Origin of the sequence: Pasteurella testudinis DSM 23072, from assembly GCF_900176075.1 — a bacterium.
Classification (GTDB): Bacteria; Pseudomonadota; Gammaproteobacteria; order Enterobacterales; family Pasteurellaceae; genus Chelonobacter; species Chelonobacter testudinis.
The window spans coordinates 24,794-38,685 of sequence record NZ_FWWV01000016.1 but is presented as its reverse complement, the minus strand read 5'-3'; the positions used below and the strand labels follow the sequence as shown (position 1 = coordinate 38,685).

Below are 13,892 nucleotides of genomic sequence, written 5' to 3'. Positions count from 1 at the left end.
ATCGCACAGTATTCGCGGTCATTGGGAAGTGGAGAATAAGGCGCACTGGGTGCTGGATATGGTCTATCGGGAAGATGATTGTGTGATAAGCAAGGATGACGGCGCGGAGAATATGGCGATATTGCGCCGTTTTGCGTTGAATTTATCGCGGCTTCACCCGGCTAAAATGAGTATGCGGATGAAGCTGAAAGCAGCGGGTTGGTCAGATGAATTCAGGTCAGAGCTGATGTTTGGTGTTGTTGGTTGATTATTAGACAAAGTGCGCGGTTGCCCTGAGCAAGGCATAAGCAACTTGCCAAAAACAGGCAACTTCATTATTCTTGGCTAAATTTGTACGGAAAAACAAGGAAAGAAACGATGGCAAACGAAAAACCGCAAGAAACGATTTTCAGTAAAATTATCCGGCGTGAAATTCCGGCGGATATTGTGTATCAAGACGAGTTGGTCACGGCGTTTCGCGATATTTCACCGCAGGCACCGACGCATATTTTGATTATTCCGAATAAGCTGATTCCGACGGTGAACGAGGTGTCGGCACAAGATGAGCAAGCGCTCGGACGGTTGTTTGTCGTGGCGGCGAAAATTGCCGCCGAGCAAGGGATTGCGCAAGACGGCTATCGCTTGATTGTCAACTGTAACGAGCATGCCGGACAGGAAGTATTTCATCTGCACATGCACTTGCTCGGCGGCAAAAAATTGGGTGCAATGTTAGCAAAATGATGTTGACAAAATAGAGGTTGGCAAAAAAATGAAACGCTTTTTTATCCTTATGCTTGGCAGCTTGTTTTTGGCTGCCTGTTCCAGTGCGCCGCCGCGTTATTTGGCGGATAAACAGCCGATTATCAATCTGGACTCCCATATCGCCGCAGTGACAGAAGTTGATGCGGCGTCGAGCCAAGTCAGCTTGGGCAATTTGAGTCAGCAGTTATTGGCACTGCAATATCAAATCACATGGTATGACAAAGACGGCGTGACCCAGCTTAGCGATTGGTCGCAGACACCGCAATGGAAACGGCTGTTGCTGCAACCGAAACAGCGTGAAATCATCGGATTGGAAAAACCGACCCTTAGCAGCAGCAATTATCGAATTTATGTGAAAGGCGTAGAGTAAACGTGATGGCATTGACGGATATCCTGCAAGCGGATTTTTGGTCGGGCAAGGTGGTTGCCTGCAAGAGAGTGCAGGGGCTAAGCGACGGCGCTTATTGCGTGACGGTCGAGCAAGACGAGCCATCAGGTCAACAGCATTTTTTGCTGCGTCTGCAAACGGAAGCGGCTCAATGTTTGGGGGCGAAACGCTATCTGGAAGGGGATATTTTATTCAATCTGCAAGCCTTGCCGTTTGTGCCGAAAGTGTTTTATCAAGGGCAAGATTTCTTGGTGCTGGAGTGGATCGATGGCACAGCGCCGCGCAAATGGAACAACAGTTTGCTGGTGCAATTGGCAAAGCGCTTACAAAACTTGCACCACTATTCGGTTTTGCACTGTAATGAATTGGCGGTTGTACCGCACTTGGATCTGATTCAGCATATTTTCTTGTTATTACAACAACTTCCGACCGAACAGCAGGGGAGCTGGCTGTTGATGCTGGATAAACTTGTGCCGTTTGAAGAAACGGATATTCAGGTGGTGGGACACCATGATTTGCATTTGCAAAATCTGGTGATGAGCCAAAAGAGCGGTTTAAACATTATCGATTGGGAATATGCCTCGCTGTCCAATCCGGCGCTGGAATTGGCTTTTTTCTTCGCCAATAACACCTTGAGCGAAAAACAGCAAAAATATTTTTTAAATCAATATATTAAAAATAATCATCTCATCACGCAAGAGCGCGCTTTTATCCGTTCGATCGCCAGTTATTATCCTTGGGTAAAAATGGTGAATCGTTTATGGCAGTGCAGCAAAGCATGCAACCCTGATCCGCAGTATACAGAGTAATTAACATGTCCACACTATTCATTGATTTACAGTCTTACGAACTGACCGCGGAGGAAGCGGAATTATTAGCACACCCGCTGGTCGCCGGGCTGATTTTATTCAGCCGTAATTTTCACGATCGCCGCCAATTACAGCAGCTGATTCACTCGGTGCGCCAACGGGTGAAAAAACCGCTGTTGATCACGGTCGATCAAGAGGGCGGACGGGTGCAGCGCTTTCGCGACGGTTTCAGCGCCTTGCCGGCAATGCAGGCGTTTGCCGCCATGAGTGCGGACGAAGCGCAGCAACGGCAATGGGCGCAGGAAGCCGGCTGGCTGATGGCAGCGGAAATGGCGGCGCTGGATATTGATCTCAGTTTTGCACCGGTGTTGGATTTGGGGCATCAAAGCAAGGCAATCGGTGATCGTAGTTTTGGCGAAGAAGTGCGGTTAGTCAGCCGTTTGGCGGAAGCCTTTATCGACGGGATGGCGCAAATGGGCATGGCGGCGACCGGTAAGCATTTTCCCGGCCACGGCCATGTGATTGCCGATTCGCACTTGGAAACGCCGATTGACGATCGTCCGGCAGAAATGATTTTTGCACAGGACATTCAGCCGTTTTCCCGCTTAATTCAAGCCGGAAAATTGCAGGCGGTTATGCCGGCGCATGTGATTTACAGCCAATGCGACAGCCAGCCGGCAAGCGGTTCGACGTATTGGTTACAACAGGTTTTGCGCCGACAACTTTGTTTTGACGGTGCGATTTTTTCTGATGATCTCGGCATGAAAGGCGCCGGTTTTATGGGGAATTTTGTCGAACGTTGCCAAGCCTCGCTGCAAGCCGGCTGCGATCTGTTGCTGTTGTGTAACGAACGCGAGGGCGTGGTTGAGGTTTTGGACAACCTGCAACACCGGCCAAGTGCCGAAAGCCAAGTGCGGTTGAACCGATTGTTTAAACGCAAAACCGTCGAGTGGAACAGTTTGCAAAGCACGAGCCGTTGGTTGGAAGCCAACCGCACTTTGGCACGTTTACAGCAGCAATGGCTTGAGCGCAAAAATGCCTGATTTACTTGCATGTTCTTATTATCAACAACAGCAATGCCGCTCGTGCCAGTGGCTTGAGGTGAAGTATGCCGAGCAGTTGGCGCGCAAGCAGCGGCATTTGCGCCAACAACTTTCGGCGTTGGATTTAAGCGCCGCCGACTGGTTTCCGCCTTTTGCTTCTGCAATCAGCGGTTTTCGCAACAAAGCCAAGATGGTGGTCAGCGGCAGTGTCGAACGTCCGCTTTTAGGGATTGTCAATGAGCCGGACGATCCGCAAAGTGCGGTCGATTTATGCGGCTGCCCGTTGTATCCGCAGACGATGCAAACGGTTTTTCCGCAATTGAAAGATTTTATCGCCCGTGCCGGTTTAGTGCCTTACAACGTGCAAAAACGCAAAGGCGAATTGAAATATATTTTGCTGACCGAAAGCCGTTACAACGGCAAATTCATGTTGCGCTTTGTGCTGCGTAGCGAGAATAAACTGGCGTTGATTCGGCGCGAATTGGCCGGATTATTGCAGCGCCTGCCGCAATTGGCGGTGGTGTCGCTGAATATTCAGCCGCAACATGCTGCGATTTTGGAAGGAGAGCAGGAAATTTTTCTGACTGAACAGCAGGTTTTGGAGGAGCGTTTTAACGGTATTCCGCTGTTTATCCGCCCGCAAGGTTTTTTTCAAACCAATCCGCAAGTGGCGGCCGCGCTGTATCGGCAAGCGCAAAGCTGGGTACAAGATTTGCCCATTGTCGATTTATGGGATCTGTTTTGTGGTGTCGGCGGCTTCGGTTTGCACTGTTTAAGCGCATTAAAAGCAACGCGGCAAACGGCGGAAAACCGCACTTTGCTGCAATTAACCGGCATTGAAATTTCACCCTCGGCGATTGCCAGTGCCAAGCTGTCGGCGGAGTATTTGGGTTTGAACGATCAACGGCAAAGTGCGGTTGAATTCCGCTCTTTGGATTCGGCGACGTTTGCAACCGGCGAAGCGCAGCCGCAAAAACCGCAGTTGGTGATTGTCAATCCGCCACGACGCGGTATCGGTAAGCCGTTGGCCGGATTTCTCAATGATTTTGCACCGCAGTTTATCCTCTATTCCAGCTGTAATGCGGTGAGCATGGCCAAAGACTTGGCGATACTCAAGGACTATCAGATCAGTAAAATCCGTCTGTTTGACATGTTTCCGCATACCGATCATTATGAAGTGTTGCTATTGCTGCAACGGCGTGTTACGGCATAGGTTCAAACAAGACGGCTTGAAAACCGCACTTTGCCGAATAAAACATCGAATAAAAGTGCGGTTTGATGGTGACTAAGGCTTGGGGTCGTTATCAAGACTCTTCGGTTTATCATCGATAATAATGGTCACGTTTGCCGATCGGGTGTAAGGATCGTTTTTTGCAGTATTAACCTGAGTGGTTTGAATTTCCAGCTTCTCTGGGATTACCGGTTTCATATTTGTTTCCGGCGCAACGCACTGCAGGGCAAACTGGTTAATGTGGCCTTTGCTGACTTGTTTAGTATAACTTGGTTTTTCTTGAGCCGCTACAGACAGGCTATATAGCATACCGATCATCAATAGGCTCAGTACTAAGCTTATTTTATGTAGTGTCATCGGATAGTAATGCATAAACGCTTTCTCTCTAAAATAGACAAGATTAAAACGGATCGTATCGATCAGTTTTATACTTTCACTTCATTACATTTTTTGATCTCCATCAGCACAACAGACGTTAGCCGACAGCCTAACGTGCGGTCAGATGAATCAAATAGATAAGAGACAAAAAAGGGATAAAGTGTTTGCCTAAGACAAACCAATCTGGTGAAATTGCTTGCTTGCTTGCTTGCTTGCTTGCTTGCTTGCTTGCTTGCTTGCTTGCTTGCTTGCTTGCTTGCTTGCTTGCTTGCTTGCTTGCTTGCTTGCGGAATTGAGTATAGTGTCCATAATTTCTGACGGCTGGAAGTATCCTATGCTTAGGCTGAATTATTTTTCGTATTAAAACACTTTTTTACACAAATTGCCAGTTAAACCAGCTTATTTCCTGCGAATTTAATGACATTCGTCAATTTTACGCCGAAATAGGAACAGTAGTGTATATTAATGACTGTTTATATTATTTTACGTTATTTAAAATTGTTTTTAATTAAGAGATTGTTAATAATGTTGTAGTTTTGCTTTGACGTATTCGATTCCTTTGTTTAAATAGGTAATATTTTCCTGTTGTAACAGATAACGTTTTGCTGGCAAGCCACCGCCAAAGCCGGTCAATGCCTTATTTTTGCCCAAAATCCGATGACAGGGAATAATAATACTGATCGGATTGCGCCCTACCGCACCGCCAACCGCCCTGATTGCTTTAGGATTACCGATTTGCTGCGCCAGCTCGCCGTAGCTGCTGAATTTGCCATAAGGAATTTGGCGCAGCGCCTGCCAAACCTGTTGTTGAAATGCAGTGCCCTGCGGCGCAAGCGGTAGATCGGCAAAGGTTTCCGCTTCGCCTTGAAAATAGCGGCTCAGTGCGGCTTTGGTTGCGAGTAAAACCGCACTTTGCTCATCTAGCACCCAGTTGGATTGCAGTACCGTTTGTTCTTTTTCAAACTCCACGGCGATAAGCGCTTGGTTTTTTTCTAATAATAATAAATTGCCGACAGGAGACGGATAAAAACAGTAGTGGATAGACACGATAACCTCCGAAGATAAAAAAGACGTGCGAATTGCGACACGTCTTGATTATAGATTATGCCGGATTAAAAGCGATAATTCAGTGCAAGGCCGTAAACATTGGCTTTGGATTTTGAAGTAAAGGTTGCACTAACGCCGTTTTCGGTTTCAGTGAAGGTGTTATCACTGGCGATCAAATATGCGTAGCCGATATCAACCGATAAATCCGGTGTGAAGCGGTAGGTTGCGCCCAAACTTAGCCAAGTGCGGTCGGCATCGGGAATTGAAATCGAGTAGTAGCCTTCCTGCACAGGGCTTTCATCATAGGCGATTCCGGTCCGCAGGGTGAGCTTTTCGTTAGCATCATAACTTAAGCCCAATGCAATTCGGGCAGAGTCTTTGAATTTCTCGTTTTTATGGAACAGTTGGTTACCGTTGCTGCCTCTGGCGTCCAGTTCCTGAAAGCGGCTCCAACGGGTCCATTTGTAGCTGTAAGAGGCGGCTAATTTGTTTGTTAGGCGGTGATAACCCGAAACCTCCCAATAGGCCGGCAAATTCAGGGTTAAAGAACCCGGAATGACGGCTCCGGCAGTTCCGCGCGGTGCCGGTAATTGGTTGGAAAAATCACCTTTAAAGTCAACATCGACATGGGAATGATAGGCAACGCCGATTCGGTTGCGTTCATTGAACTTGTATACGAATCCGGCATTCCAGCCGTAACCCCACTCTTTGCCTTCCAAACGGGCGGCAACGGTAGAACGAGGCGCGCCGCTGACATCACCCAACACGCCTAAATGGCGTTCAACCAAAGCGTCGGCATAAACCGCATTTAAGCCAAGACCAAAGCTCCAGTGTTGATTTAAACGGTAAGCGCCACTCAGATTGAAGTTGATGGTGGTCAAATCGGTTTTTCCGGCAAATACGCCGGCGGAGTAGTTGGCATCGAATTCCGTCGCCAAACCATAATTTACATTGATACCGCCACCGACGGCAAAACGGTCATTAATCGGTTGGATATAATACAGATTCGGAATCACGCCGCCTTTGGCAATTTTGTTATGCGAAGCATCTGCGCTGCTTGGCATGGTGATTGGTGCGCCGGTTTGCGGATTGGCTACGGTAACACTGTTAATTTTCCCGTTCAGATTCACGTCCGGTCTGATATAGGTGCCGCCGACGGAAATTTCAGCGCGTTTAAATTGGGTCATCAACGCCGGATTAACCGCAACAACGGACGCATTTTCTGCAATGGCTGCATCACCGGCATAGGCGCGTCCCAGTCCCGAAGTGGAAACTTCTACTAGCTGGAAGGCGGCGGCAGAGGCGTAGCCTGCTGATAATGTTAAGGTTGCGGCGAGTAACGCCCGATTTAATTTGTTAAGTTTAAACATGGTTTAGGTTCCATTAAAAATAAAATAAAAAATGAACGGGTTGTGAAAAATGTTAAGAATTCTAATAAATCATGATCTTGAGTGCAAACATTTTTGTTTATTTATGTGATATTAACGCATATTTATCATTTTTTATTCACTTGACAACGCGACTGCCCCGATTATTTCCGTTTTTCTGTGTTAAAATAGACGCACTATTTTTATTTTAATACTGTTTATTTGGAGAACATGATGACAGAGCAAAAATGTAAAGCGGAAGAGAGCAAAGTGTGTTGTTGCGTGGATGTCGGTACGATTATTGACAACGAAGATTGCAGCGTGCAATTCGAACAGGTTTATGCGACACAACAGCAGGCGGAAGAAGCACTGCAATATTTGACGGCAAAGGCGCGTGCGGCAGAGAGCGATCCGGCGAAAATTGAAAGTGCGGTCAGCCAAGTTGACGGCGGTTATTTGTTGAAAGCGGATTTTGAATTCAGCTGTCAGGCTGAGAGCATGATTTTTCAGCTTTCTACTCGTTAATCCTATCCGTTAATTTCATTTGTCAGCAAAGTGCGGTCGGGAATGATACCGCAACCGCACTTTCATCTTCACCGCACTTTCATCGTTTTAACCGCACTTTGGCTAATCTTCATCAAAATCCTGATCCCAAGCCGAATCATCTAAAGCGTGCCCGAAATGGCTTTCAACCAAACGACGGGTGAAGTCGTCGCTCGGGTTGCTCAGCACCTCGCGCGTGCTGCCGTATTCCACCATGTGACCGCCTTTCATAACCAGCATATTGTCGGAAATGTGTTTGATAATCCCGACGTGCTGACCGAGATAAATATAAGAAATGCCCAATTGTTTTTGCAGGGTTAACAGCAAATTGATTAGTTGGGTTTTTACGGACGCGTCCATGGAAGACAAGGCGTTGTCCAGCACCAGAATTTCAGGTTCTAAAATGACCGCTCTTGCTAACGCCACCCGCTGTTTCTGGCTTTGTGACAGGGTGTAAATCGGAATATTGGCATGATCGGGCGAAATACCGACCAAGCGCAAGGTTTGGTAGATTTTTTTATTGCGCAGTTCTTCGTCCCAGTTGGTGCTCAAGCGTAGCGGCGTATCCAGAATTTGACCGATATTCAAGTGCGGTATCAAGCTGCCGTCGGGATCTTGAAATACCATGCGGATATGGCGGCAGCGCGATTGATAATCGCCGAATTTTAATTCCCGACCTTTGAACCAGATTCGTCCTTTGCTGGGTTTGATCACTCCGCTGATCATCTTGGCGAGGGTCGATTTTCCCGAACCGTTTGCACCGACAATCGCCAATGTCGTGCCTTTTTCCAAGCTAAATGAAATATCGCTGACGGCGGCAAAGGAGCCGGTGTGCCAAAAGGCATTGTGGTCACGAAAGGATTTGCTGAGATCCTCTACCTGCAACAAATAGTGGCCGGACGAACCGTGTGATATAGCCATCGTTAATGCTCACTGTTATCGGTTTGAATGGTTAGCGGAACAAATTTGTTATTCGCCTGAATATTTTCGTGTTCGCGGATATTCAGCGGAAAGTGACAGGCAAATTCATGTTGTTTAATCCGTTTGAGCGGGGGTTTCTGAATACATTTTTTCTGGGCAAAAGAACAACGTGGCCCGAGGCGACAGCCCACCGGTAAATTATTGAGTAGCGGTACGCTGCCGCGCAAGGTATTGAGGTGGCTTTTTAACGGCAGCGGCTGGCTGAAATCGGGAATGGAATTCAGCAGCGACACGGTGTACGGGTGGTGCGGTTTTTCCAAAATTGCCTGCTTGCTGCCGCTTTCCACCGTTTGACCGCAATATAAAATGGTAAAATGATCGCACCATTCGCTGACGGTTTTCAGCTCGTTGCTGGTGAGCAAAATGGTGGTGTTCAGATTTTGATTCATGCTCGACAGCAGTTTGAATACTTGCAGTTGGGTGGTGGCTTCCAAGGCGTGTGTCGGCTCATCGGCCACCAACAAACGCGGTTGGTTGATCACCGCCATCGCCACCATCACTTTTTGTGCTTCGCCTTCGGTAATTTCCAGCGGGTAGCTGTTCATAATATCTTTGTGATCCTTGATCCCGATACGGTGCAGCAGCTCGACGATTTTACGGTTTTTCCAGCCGAACCAGCGCCACCACTTCCACCCCGAACCTTTATACGAAAAGGCCGGAATGGCATTGCGCAGCTGCTTGCCGATTTTGCGGCTCGGATCTAGGCAAGAGAGCGGATCTTGGAAAATCATGGCAATCTCTTTACCGATCAATTTTCGCCGTTTTTTGGGGTTTAACTTTAATAATTCGACATCATTAAAGCGAAAACGATCCGCAGTAATATTCCACGACGGTTTGGAGGAATTACAGATAATCTTGGCAACCAAACTTTTACCGGAGCCGGATTCGCCGATCAAGCCGCAGACATCGCCTTCGTTAACCGTCAGGTTAACGTTATCGATCATCTTGACCTTGCCGTTTGGCGTGTTGACTTCAACGGTCAGGTTGCGTATATCCAAGAGTGCCATTTGCGTTCCTATGGTTTACGATGATACCTTTCAATGGCTTTCGCCAATCCGTCGCTGAATAATAAGGCAACGGTAATCACAAACATGAGGGCGAAACCGGGGAGAATGGCGAGCCACGGCGCCAGATAAATCAAATCAATATATTCGCGGATTAAAGCGCCCCATTCGGGCAGCGGCGGCTGCACGCCCAAGGCGATAAAACTTAATGCGCTGATGTCCAGCATCGCTAAGGTAAAAATGCGGCTGGTCAGACGGATAAATACCGGCAGCAGATTGGGCAACATGACTTTATTGATCAGATAGCTTTTTGACGCGCCGTCCAAGCGCAGCATGGTGACATATTCTTTATTGATTTCAGTGTGCAGTGCCAGATAAACCTGATGAATAAAATAGGGCAGTGAAGCCAGCAAAATCGCCAACATCGCATTCAGCAGGCTGGGCTGCATCAGGGTTGCAATGATAATGGCCAGCAACAGGATTGGAATCGACAGAAAAGCATCCAGAAAGTGACCTAAAATATTGGACTTGATTCCTTGGCTTGTGCCGGCAATGATACCAAGCAGGCTACCGATCAGCAGGGTTAGGAATGCGACAATCAGGCTGGCGCCGAAAGTGTAACGCAACCCGACAATAATCCGGCTGAGCAGGTCACGTCCGAGATCATCGGTGCCCAAGAAAAAGCTGATTTTACCTTGACTGTTCCAAGACGGCGGCAGCAGTTCTTGTCCGACAAATTGCATATTGGCATTGTACGGTGACAGCAACGGTGCAAACAGCATCATTAGCAGTAAAGCCAGCAGCAGGTAGCCGCACAACAGTGCCACTTTATTGCGCCGGAAAAGCTGCCAAATTTCCCATAGGGGCGAGGTAAAACGAAATTCCTCTGGTTCTTTATCTAACATACCAACCTTTGCGGTTAAACGGATCGAGGAGCAACATCAAAAAACCGCTCAACATATTAATCAGGATAATAAACAAACCGATGATCATGATACCGGCGGAAATCGCATTGTAATCTTGTTGTTCCACGGCATTAATCAACCATTGCCCGATACCCGGCCAACTAAAAATATTTTCGATCAACATGCACATTGCCAATAACATGGTAAACGTGCGGGTTAACTGCGGAATCAGGGGCGGCAAGGTATTTCTGACCAACAAAATACGCGCAATTTTGAATTTTGACCAACCGCGTGTCTCAGCAACTTTAACATAATTTTCCTGCAAGATTTTTTCGGCCTGGTTTTGGATTAATTGAATGGTTTCCATCAATGGCGCAATCATCAGAACCAATACCGGCAGCGCCAAATGCTGCAACACGTTTTGAATGATTTTCAATTGATACGGGTGGTCGCCAAACCAGACATCAATCGCGGCAAAGCCGGTGATGGTTTCAATTTGATACAGTGGGTAATACTGTCCGATTGCCGAGATTTCCCACTGATAGATGGCGGCAAAGTACAGCACAAGCGGGGCGATCCAAAAAACCGGCAAAGAAATGCCGAAGGCAGAGCCGAAGCGAATGGCTTTGCCAAGCCAGTGTTTGGCGTGGAATGCGCCCAAAAAACCCAGCGGCAAACCGAACAGTACGGCGAGAAACAGTGCGGCGATACACAATTCGATTGTTGCCGGAAACACCGCTAAAATCTGTACCAGCAACGGTTGGCCGTCCAGATAACTGATCCCGAAATCGCCGTAGAACAAGCGTTGCACATAGTCGATGTAGCCCGAATAAAAGTGCGGTTTGGCCAAAATCGCATTGAGCGGATCACGCATCAAAATATGATAGCTGATCAACGACAGAATAAATAAGGTAATCAACGTCAGCAGGCTGCGACGGAAAAAATGCAACATGGCTATTGCTCCTCTTGCCGCAGGGTCAAATCGGCAAAACGAATCGTGCCGAGCGGCGACATGTGCATGCCTTGCACCCGATTATTATAGATCATAATGCGTTTCACACTGGCGATCGGCAGCAGCGGAACTTGGTTGAGCACATACTGTTGGGCAATATCGTAATCCAATGCACGGGAAAGCTGAATCGGCGTTTTCAGCGCGCGCGCCATCACTTGATCGAACGGTGTGTAACACCAGTTGGCGATATTGGTATGGGCGTTATTGGTGTGGCAGCTTAAAATCGGGCGTAAGAAGCCGTCCGGATCAAGGCTGCCTGCCAACCAACCGCCGAGAATCATATGGTAATCGTCCTGTCCCGACAGCAGCAAATGTTCCAATTCATTGCGTTGCAGATAGTTTATTTTGACCTGAACACCGGCCTGAGCCAGATCGAAGCGGATCATCTCCGCCATTTTGACCGGATTAGGATTATAAACCTGATTATCCGTCAACACCCAAAAGTTCAGCGTCAGTTTTTTGTCTTGCAAAAACCGCTTGGCGCTTTCCGGCTGGTAATCATAGGCGAAAGAACGCATATTGAATTGTGAAGCCCAAGAGCTCTTCGGAATGATCGTATTGGCAACTTCGGCGGTATTAAAATAAATTTGCCGCACGATTCTCTGCCGATTTACCGCCTGTGCAATCGCTCTGCGCAAGGTGATGCTCTGCATCAGCGGCTGGTTCATGTTAAACGCCAAAAACGATAAATTCATGCCGTCCACCGACGTTGAGCCGAACCGCACTTTTTCATTTGACAGATTGTCACGCAGCAGATTGTCAACCTGACTGGCTTCGGGAAAGGCCATTATATCGCATTCGCGGTTCATCATCTTTTCCAGACGGCCGGAGCGACTGCTGGACAGATCGACCACCACGTTTTTGATACCGCTCTTTTTATCCCAATAAGTATCGTTACGCAGTAATCGGACATACTGGTTACGGAAATAATCGCTGACTTTGTAAGCGCCGGTACCGATCGGCAGGGTGTCCAGCTGGGCGATATTGTCATCGGCACTCAATTGCAAGGCGTATTCCTGCGACAGAATCACCGCATATTGGCTGGCAAGGTGATCCAAAATTGACGAATCGGGCGAATTCAATTCGATTTTGACCTGATAAGGCGAAACCGCGCTGACGGCGGCGATTTTATTATTGAAATCAATGCTGTCAAAATAAGGATAACGGTTTTGCCGCGCCAGATCGTAATAGATCTGATATTGCGGATTGTGCAAGCGTTGCGGCTGCTCTTGTTCCGGCGTCGGATAAGAATATAGGCGACCCAAAACCCGATTGAGCGAAAACACCACATCGTCGGCATTCATTTCACGGCTTGGCGTGAACCACGGCGTATGATGAAACGTCACCCCTTTGCGCAGGTTGATCACAATGGTTTTGCGATCTTTGGACATCGTGTAGCCGGTGGCTAAGACCGGTATGATTTTTTTGCTTTTATCATTTTTTATATCAAACAGCTTGTTATAGATCTGTTCCGTCACCACATTCATACTGGTGCCGACATCAACCGTTTGCGGATTAAACGAGAAGCCTGTAGAGTGAGTGCAATAGATCAGGCCGTTGTTCAGCAGCTCGTCGGGAATACGGGGCGCAGCTTGCAGGCTCTGGCTGAATAAACCGGAGAAGGTCAGGCTAAAAAAAGAGAGTAGCGCTTTTTTAAATAAAGACATCACTTAATACTTGCTTAATAAGATTAGGGTTAAATTGTAATTTATCTTGCCGGATAATGCTATTTTCTTTGTATTGATTTGAATCGGCATAAGCGGCAACACTCACAAAGGAGGTTTTTCTATGTTTTGGACCATTATATTATTATCCATTTCCGCTTTTATTTTTTGTCTGCTGGTGCTGCCGTTTTGGTTGTATATGCACTACAAAAGCAAGCAGCAGATTGGCGCCGGCTTGACGATCGAAGATAAAGCCAAAATCCAGCAACTGAATGAGCAGGCAAAAGCGTTGCGTCAACGGGTCGAGCAGCTGGAAGCCTTATTGGATTATCAACAGCCGAGCTGGCGTAAACCGCAGTAAGGAGCGACTATGATTTACCGTTATCCGCAACAGGGGATTATCTCCGGCGTTTGTGTCGGTTTGGCAAAAGCTGCCGGTTTGGAAGTTTGGGTGGTGCGGCTGCTTGCCGTGCTGTTGTTTTTGTTCGGGGGCTATTTCGTCATGGTAATCGCCTATGTAGCGGCGGCGCTGATTTTGGATAAAGCCCCTGACAGCTATTATCAAACAGATCCTTACCAAGCAATTTTTGATCAAACACCGTTAAAAGAAAAAACGTGGCAGGCGGGGGCAACAGCCAACCAGAAATTAGCCGATATGGAAATGGAGTTCGATGTGCTGAGTCGGCGTATCGGGCAGTTGGAAAGCTATACCCGTTCAGATGATTTTAAACACGCTGGCAAATAGAAACGACACTATGCTTAATTCGATACAACAGACG

The 13,892-nt window shown here is 47.6% G+C and carries 17 protein-coding genes; 9 read left to right on the top strand and 8 right to left on the bottom strand.

From position 1 onward, the window contains the following. The 6 genes from B8880_RS07785 to rlmC form a co-directional block, all read left to right on the top strand. The coding region (locus B8880_RS07785) for a transposase (RefSeq protein ID WP_143933390.1) at positions 1-247 on the top strand (247 nt) is incomplete at its 5' end. Between the two features lie 110 nt (positions 248-357). Then, the gene (gene hinT, locus B8880_RS07780; protein ID WP_084257057.1) at positions 358-720 is read left to right on the top strand and encodes a purine nucleoside phosphoramidase; all 363 of its coding nucleotides are present in this window, start codon (positions 358-360) and stop codon (positions 718-720) included. Between the two features lie 28 nt (positions 721-748). Continuing rightward, a complete protein-coding gene (locus B8880_RS07775; protein ID WP_084257056.1) occupies positions 749-1,111 on the top strand; it encodes a YcfL family putative periplasmic lipoprotein in 363 nt (120 codons plus the stop codon). Between the two features lie 5 nt (positions 1,112-1,116). Next, on the top strand, positions 1,117-1,938 hold the full coding sequence (locus B8880_RS07770) for a phosphotransferase (protein ID WP_084257055.1): 822 nt from the start codon (positions 1,117-1,119) through the stop codon (positions 1,936-1,938). Between the two features lie 5 nt (positions 1,939-1,943). Further along, positions 1,944-2,981 (top strand): beta-N-acetylhexosaminidase, encoded by a 1,038-nt coding sequence (gene nagZ, locus B8880_RS07765; RefSeq protein ID WP_084257054.1) that lies wholly within the window; start codon positions 1,944-1,946, stop codon positions 2,979-2,981. Then, positions 2,974-4,194, top strand: coding sequence for a 23S rRNA (uracil(747)-C(5))-methyltransferase RlmC (rlmC, locus tag B8880_RS07760; RefSeq protein ID WP_084257053.1), 1,221 nt, complete (start codon positions 2,974-2,976; stop codon positions 4,192-4,194). The genes nagZ and rlmC overlap by 8 nt, the downstream gene beginning before the upstream one ends. Positions 4,195-4,266: 72 nt before the next feature. Here rlmC and B8880_RS07755 read toward each other — a convergent pair whose 3' ends face one another. The 3 genes from B8880_RS07755 to B8880_RS07745 form a co-directional block, all read right to left on the bottom strand. Continuing rightward, positions 4,267-4,584 carry a hypothetical protein gene (locus tag B8880_RS07755; RefSeq protein ID WP_084257052.1) on the bottom strand — a complete coding sequence of 106 codons (318 nt, stop codon included), beginning with the start codon at positions 4,582-4,584 and terminating at the stop codon, positions 4,267-4,269. 525 nt (positions 4,585-5,109) lie between these two features. Beyond that, entirely contained in the window at positions 5,110-5,640 is a 531-nt protein-coding gene (locus B8880_RS07750) for a methylated-DNA--[protein]-cysteine S-methyltransferase (RefSeq protein ID WP_084257051.1), read from the bottom strand. 62 nt (positions 5,641-5,702) lie between these two features. Further along, positions 5,703-7,007 carry an outer membrane protein transport protein gene (locus tag B8880_RS07745; RefSeq protein ID WP_084257050.1) on the bottom strand — a complete coding sequence of 435 codons (1,305 nt, stop codon included), beginning with the start codon at positions 7,005-7,007 and terminating at the stop codon, positions 5,703-5,705. A 231-nt stretch (positions 7,008-7,238) separates the two neighbouring features. On the opposite strand from B8880_RS07745, the gene B8880_RS07740 reads away from it, so the two are divergent. Continuing rightward, positions 7,239-7,529: a YfcZ/YiiS family protein gene (locus tag B8880_RS07740; protein WP_084257049.1), complete on the top strand. Its 291-nt coding sequence runs from the start codon at positions 7,239-7,241 to the stop codon at positions 7,527-7,529. Positions 7,530-7,631: 102 nt separating this feature from the next. Here the strand turns inward: B8880_RS07740 and B8880_RS07735 are convergent, their stop codons facing one another. From B8880_RS07735 to B8880_RS07715, 5 genes are read right to left on the bottom strand one after another with little or no spacing between them, the layout of a single operon-like run. Continuing rightward, a complete protein-coding gene (locus B8880_RS07735) occupies positions 7,632-8,468 on the bottom strand; it encodes a peptide ABC transporter ATP-binding protein (protein ID WP_084257048.1) in 837 nt (278 codons plus the stop codon). Between the two features lie 2 nt (positions 8,469-8,470). Then, positions 8,471-9,535 (bottom strand): peptide ABC transporter ATP-binding protein, encoded by a 1,065-nt coding sequence (locus B8880_RS07730; RefSeq protein WP_084257047.1) that lies wholly within the window; start codon positions 9,533-9,535, stop codon positions 8,471-8,473. Positions 9,536-9,543: 8 nt separating this feature from the next. Continuing rightward, entirely contained in the window at positions 9,544-10,437 is an 894-nt protein-coding gene (locus tag B8880_RS07725) for an ABC transporter permease subunit (RefSeq protein ID WP_084257046.1), read from the bottom strand. Next, positions 10,427-11,389 (bottom strand): ABC transporter permease, encoded by a 963-nt coding sequence (locus tag B8880_RS07720; protein WP_084257045.1) that lies wholly within the window; start codon positions 11,387-11,389, stop codon positions 10,427-10,429. Before B8880_RS07720 ends, B8880_RS07725 begins: the two co-directional genes overlap by 11 nt. Before the next feature lie 2 nt (positions 11,390-11,391). After that, on the bottom strand, positions 11,392-13,116 hold the full coding sequence (locus B8880_RS07715; protein ID WP_084257044.1) for an ABC transporter substrate-binding protein: 1,725 nt from the start codon (positions 13,114-13,116) through the stop codon (positions 11,392-11,394). A 121-nt stretch (positions 13,117-13,237) separates the two neighbouring features. Here B8880_RS07715 and pspB point away from each other — a divergent pair, with 121 nt between their 5' ends. Next, positions 13,238-13,474, top strand: coding sequence for an envelope stress response membrane protein PspB (gene pspB, locus B8880_RS07710; protein ID WP_084257043.1), 237 nt, complete (start codon positions 13,238-13,240; stop codon positions 13,472-13,474). A gap of 9 nt (positions 13,475-13,483) precedes the next feature. Then, complete coding sequence (pspC, locus tag B8880_RS07705) at positions 13,484-13,858, top strand: envelope stress response membrane protein PspC (protein ID WP_084257042.1); 375 nt, start codon at positions 13,484-13,486, stop codon at positions 13,856-13,858. The last annotated feature ends 34 nt before the right edge of the window (positions 13,859-13,892 follow it).

Excerpts from the sequence above, each read along its gene's own strand:
- hinT (WP_084257057.1), top strand. The coding sequence starts at position 358 with ATGGCAAACGAAAAACCGCAAGAAACGATTTTCAGTAAAATTATCCGG.
- B8880_RS07775 (WP_084257056.1), top strand. The coding sequence starts at position 749 with ATGAAACGCTTTTTTATCCTTATGCTTGGCAGCTTGTTTTTGGCTGCC.
- B8880_RS07770 (WP_084257055.1), top strand. The coding sequence starts at position 1,117 with ATGGCATTGACGGATATCCTGCAAGCGGATTTTTGGTCGGGCAAGGTG.
- nagZ (WP_084257054.1), top strand. The coding sequence starts at position 1,944 with ATGTCCACACTATTCATTGATTTACAGTCTTACGAACTGACCGCGGAG.
- rlmC (WP_084257053.1), top strand. The coding sequence starts at position 2,974 with ATGCCTGATTTACTTGCATGTTCTTATTATCAACAACAGCAATGCCGC.
- B8880_RS07755 (WP_084257052.1), bottom strand. The coding sequence starts at position 4,584 with ATGCATTACTATCCGATGACACTACATAAAATAAGCTTAGTACTGAGC.
- B8880_RS07745 (WP_084257050.1), bottom strand. The coding sequence starts at position 7,007 with ATGTTTAAACTTAACAAATTAAATCGGGCGTTACTCGCCGCAACCTTA.
- B8880_RS07740 (WP_084257049.1), top strand. The coding sequence starts at position 7,239 with ATGACAGAGCAAAAATGTAAAGCGGAAGAGAGCAAAGTGTGTTGTTGC.
- B8880_RS07735 (WP_084257048.1), bottom strand. The coding sequence starts at position 8,468 with ATGGCTATATCACACGGTTCGTCCGGCCACTATTTGTTGCAGGTAGAG.
- B8880_RS07730 (WP_084257047.1), bottom strand. The coding sequence starts at position 9,535 with ATGGCACTCTTGGATATACGCAACCTGACCGTTGAAGTCAACACGCCA.
- B8880_RS07725 (WP_084257046.1), bottom strand. The coding sequence starts at position 10,437 with ATGTTAGATAAAGAACCAGAGGAATTTCGTTTTACCTCGCCCCTATGG.
- B8880_RS07720 (WP_084257045.1), bottom strand. The coding sequence starts at position 11,389 with ATGTTGCATTTTTTCCGTCGCAGCCTGCTGACGTTGATTACCTTATTT.
- B8880_RS07715 (WP_084257044.1), bottom strand. The coding sequence starts at position 13,116 with ATGTCTTTATTTAAAAAAGCGCTACTCTCTTTTTTTAGCCTGACCTTC.
- pspB (WP_084257043.1), top strand. The coding sequence starts at position 13,238 with ATGTTTTGGACCATTATATTATTATCCATTTCCGCTTTTATTTTTTGT.
- pspC (WP_084257042.1), top strand. The coding sequence starts at position 13,484 with ATGATTTACCGTTATCCGCAACAGGGGATTATCTCCGGCGTTTGTGTC.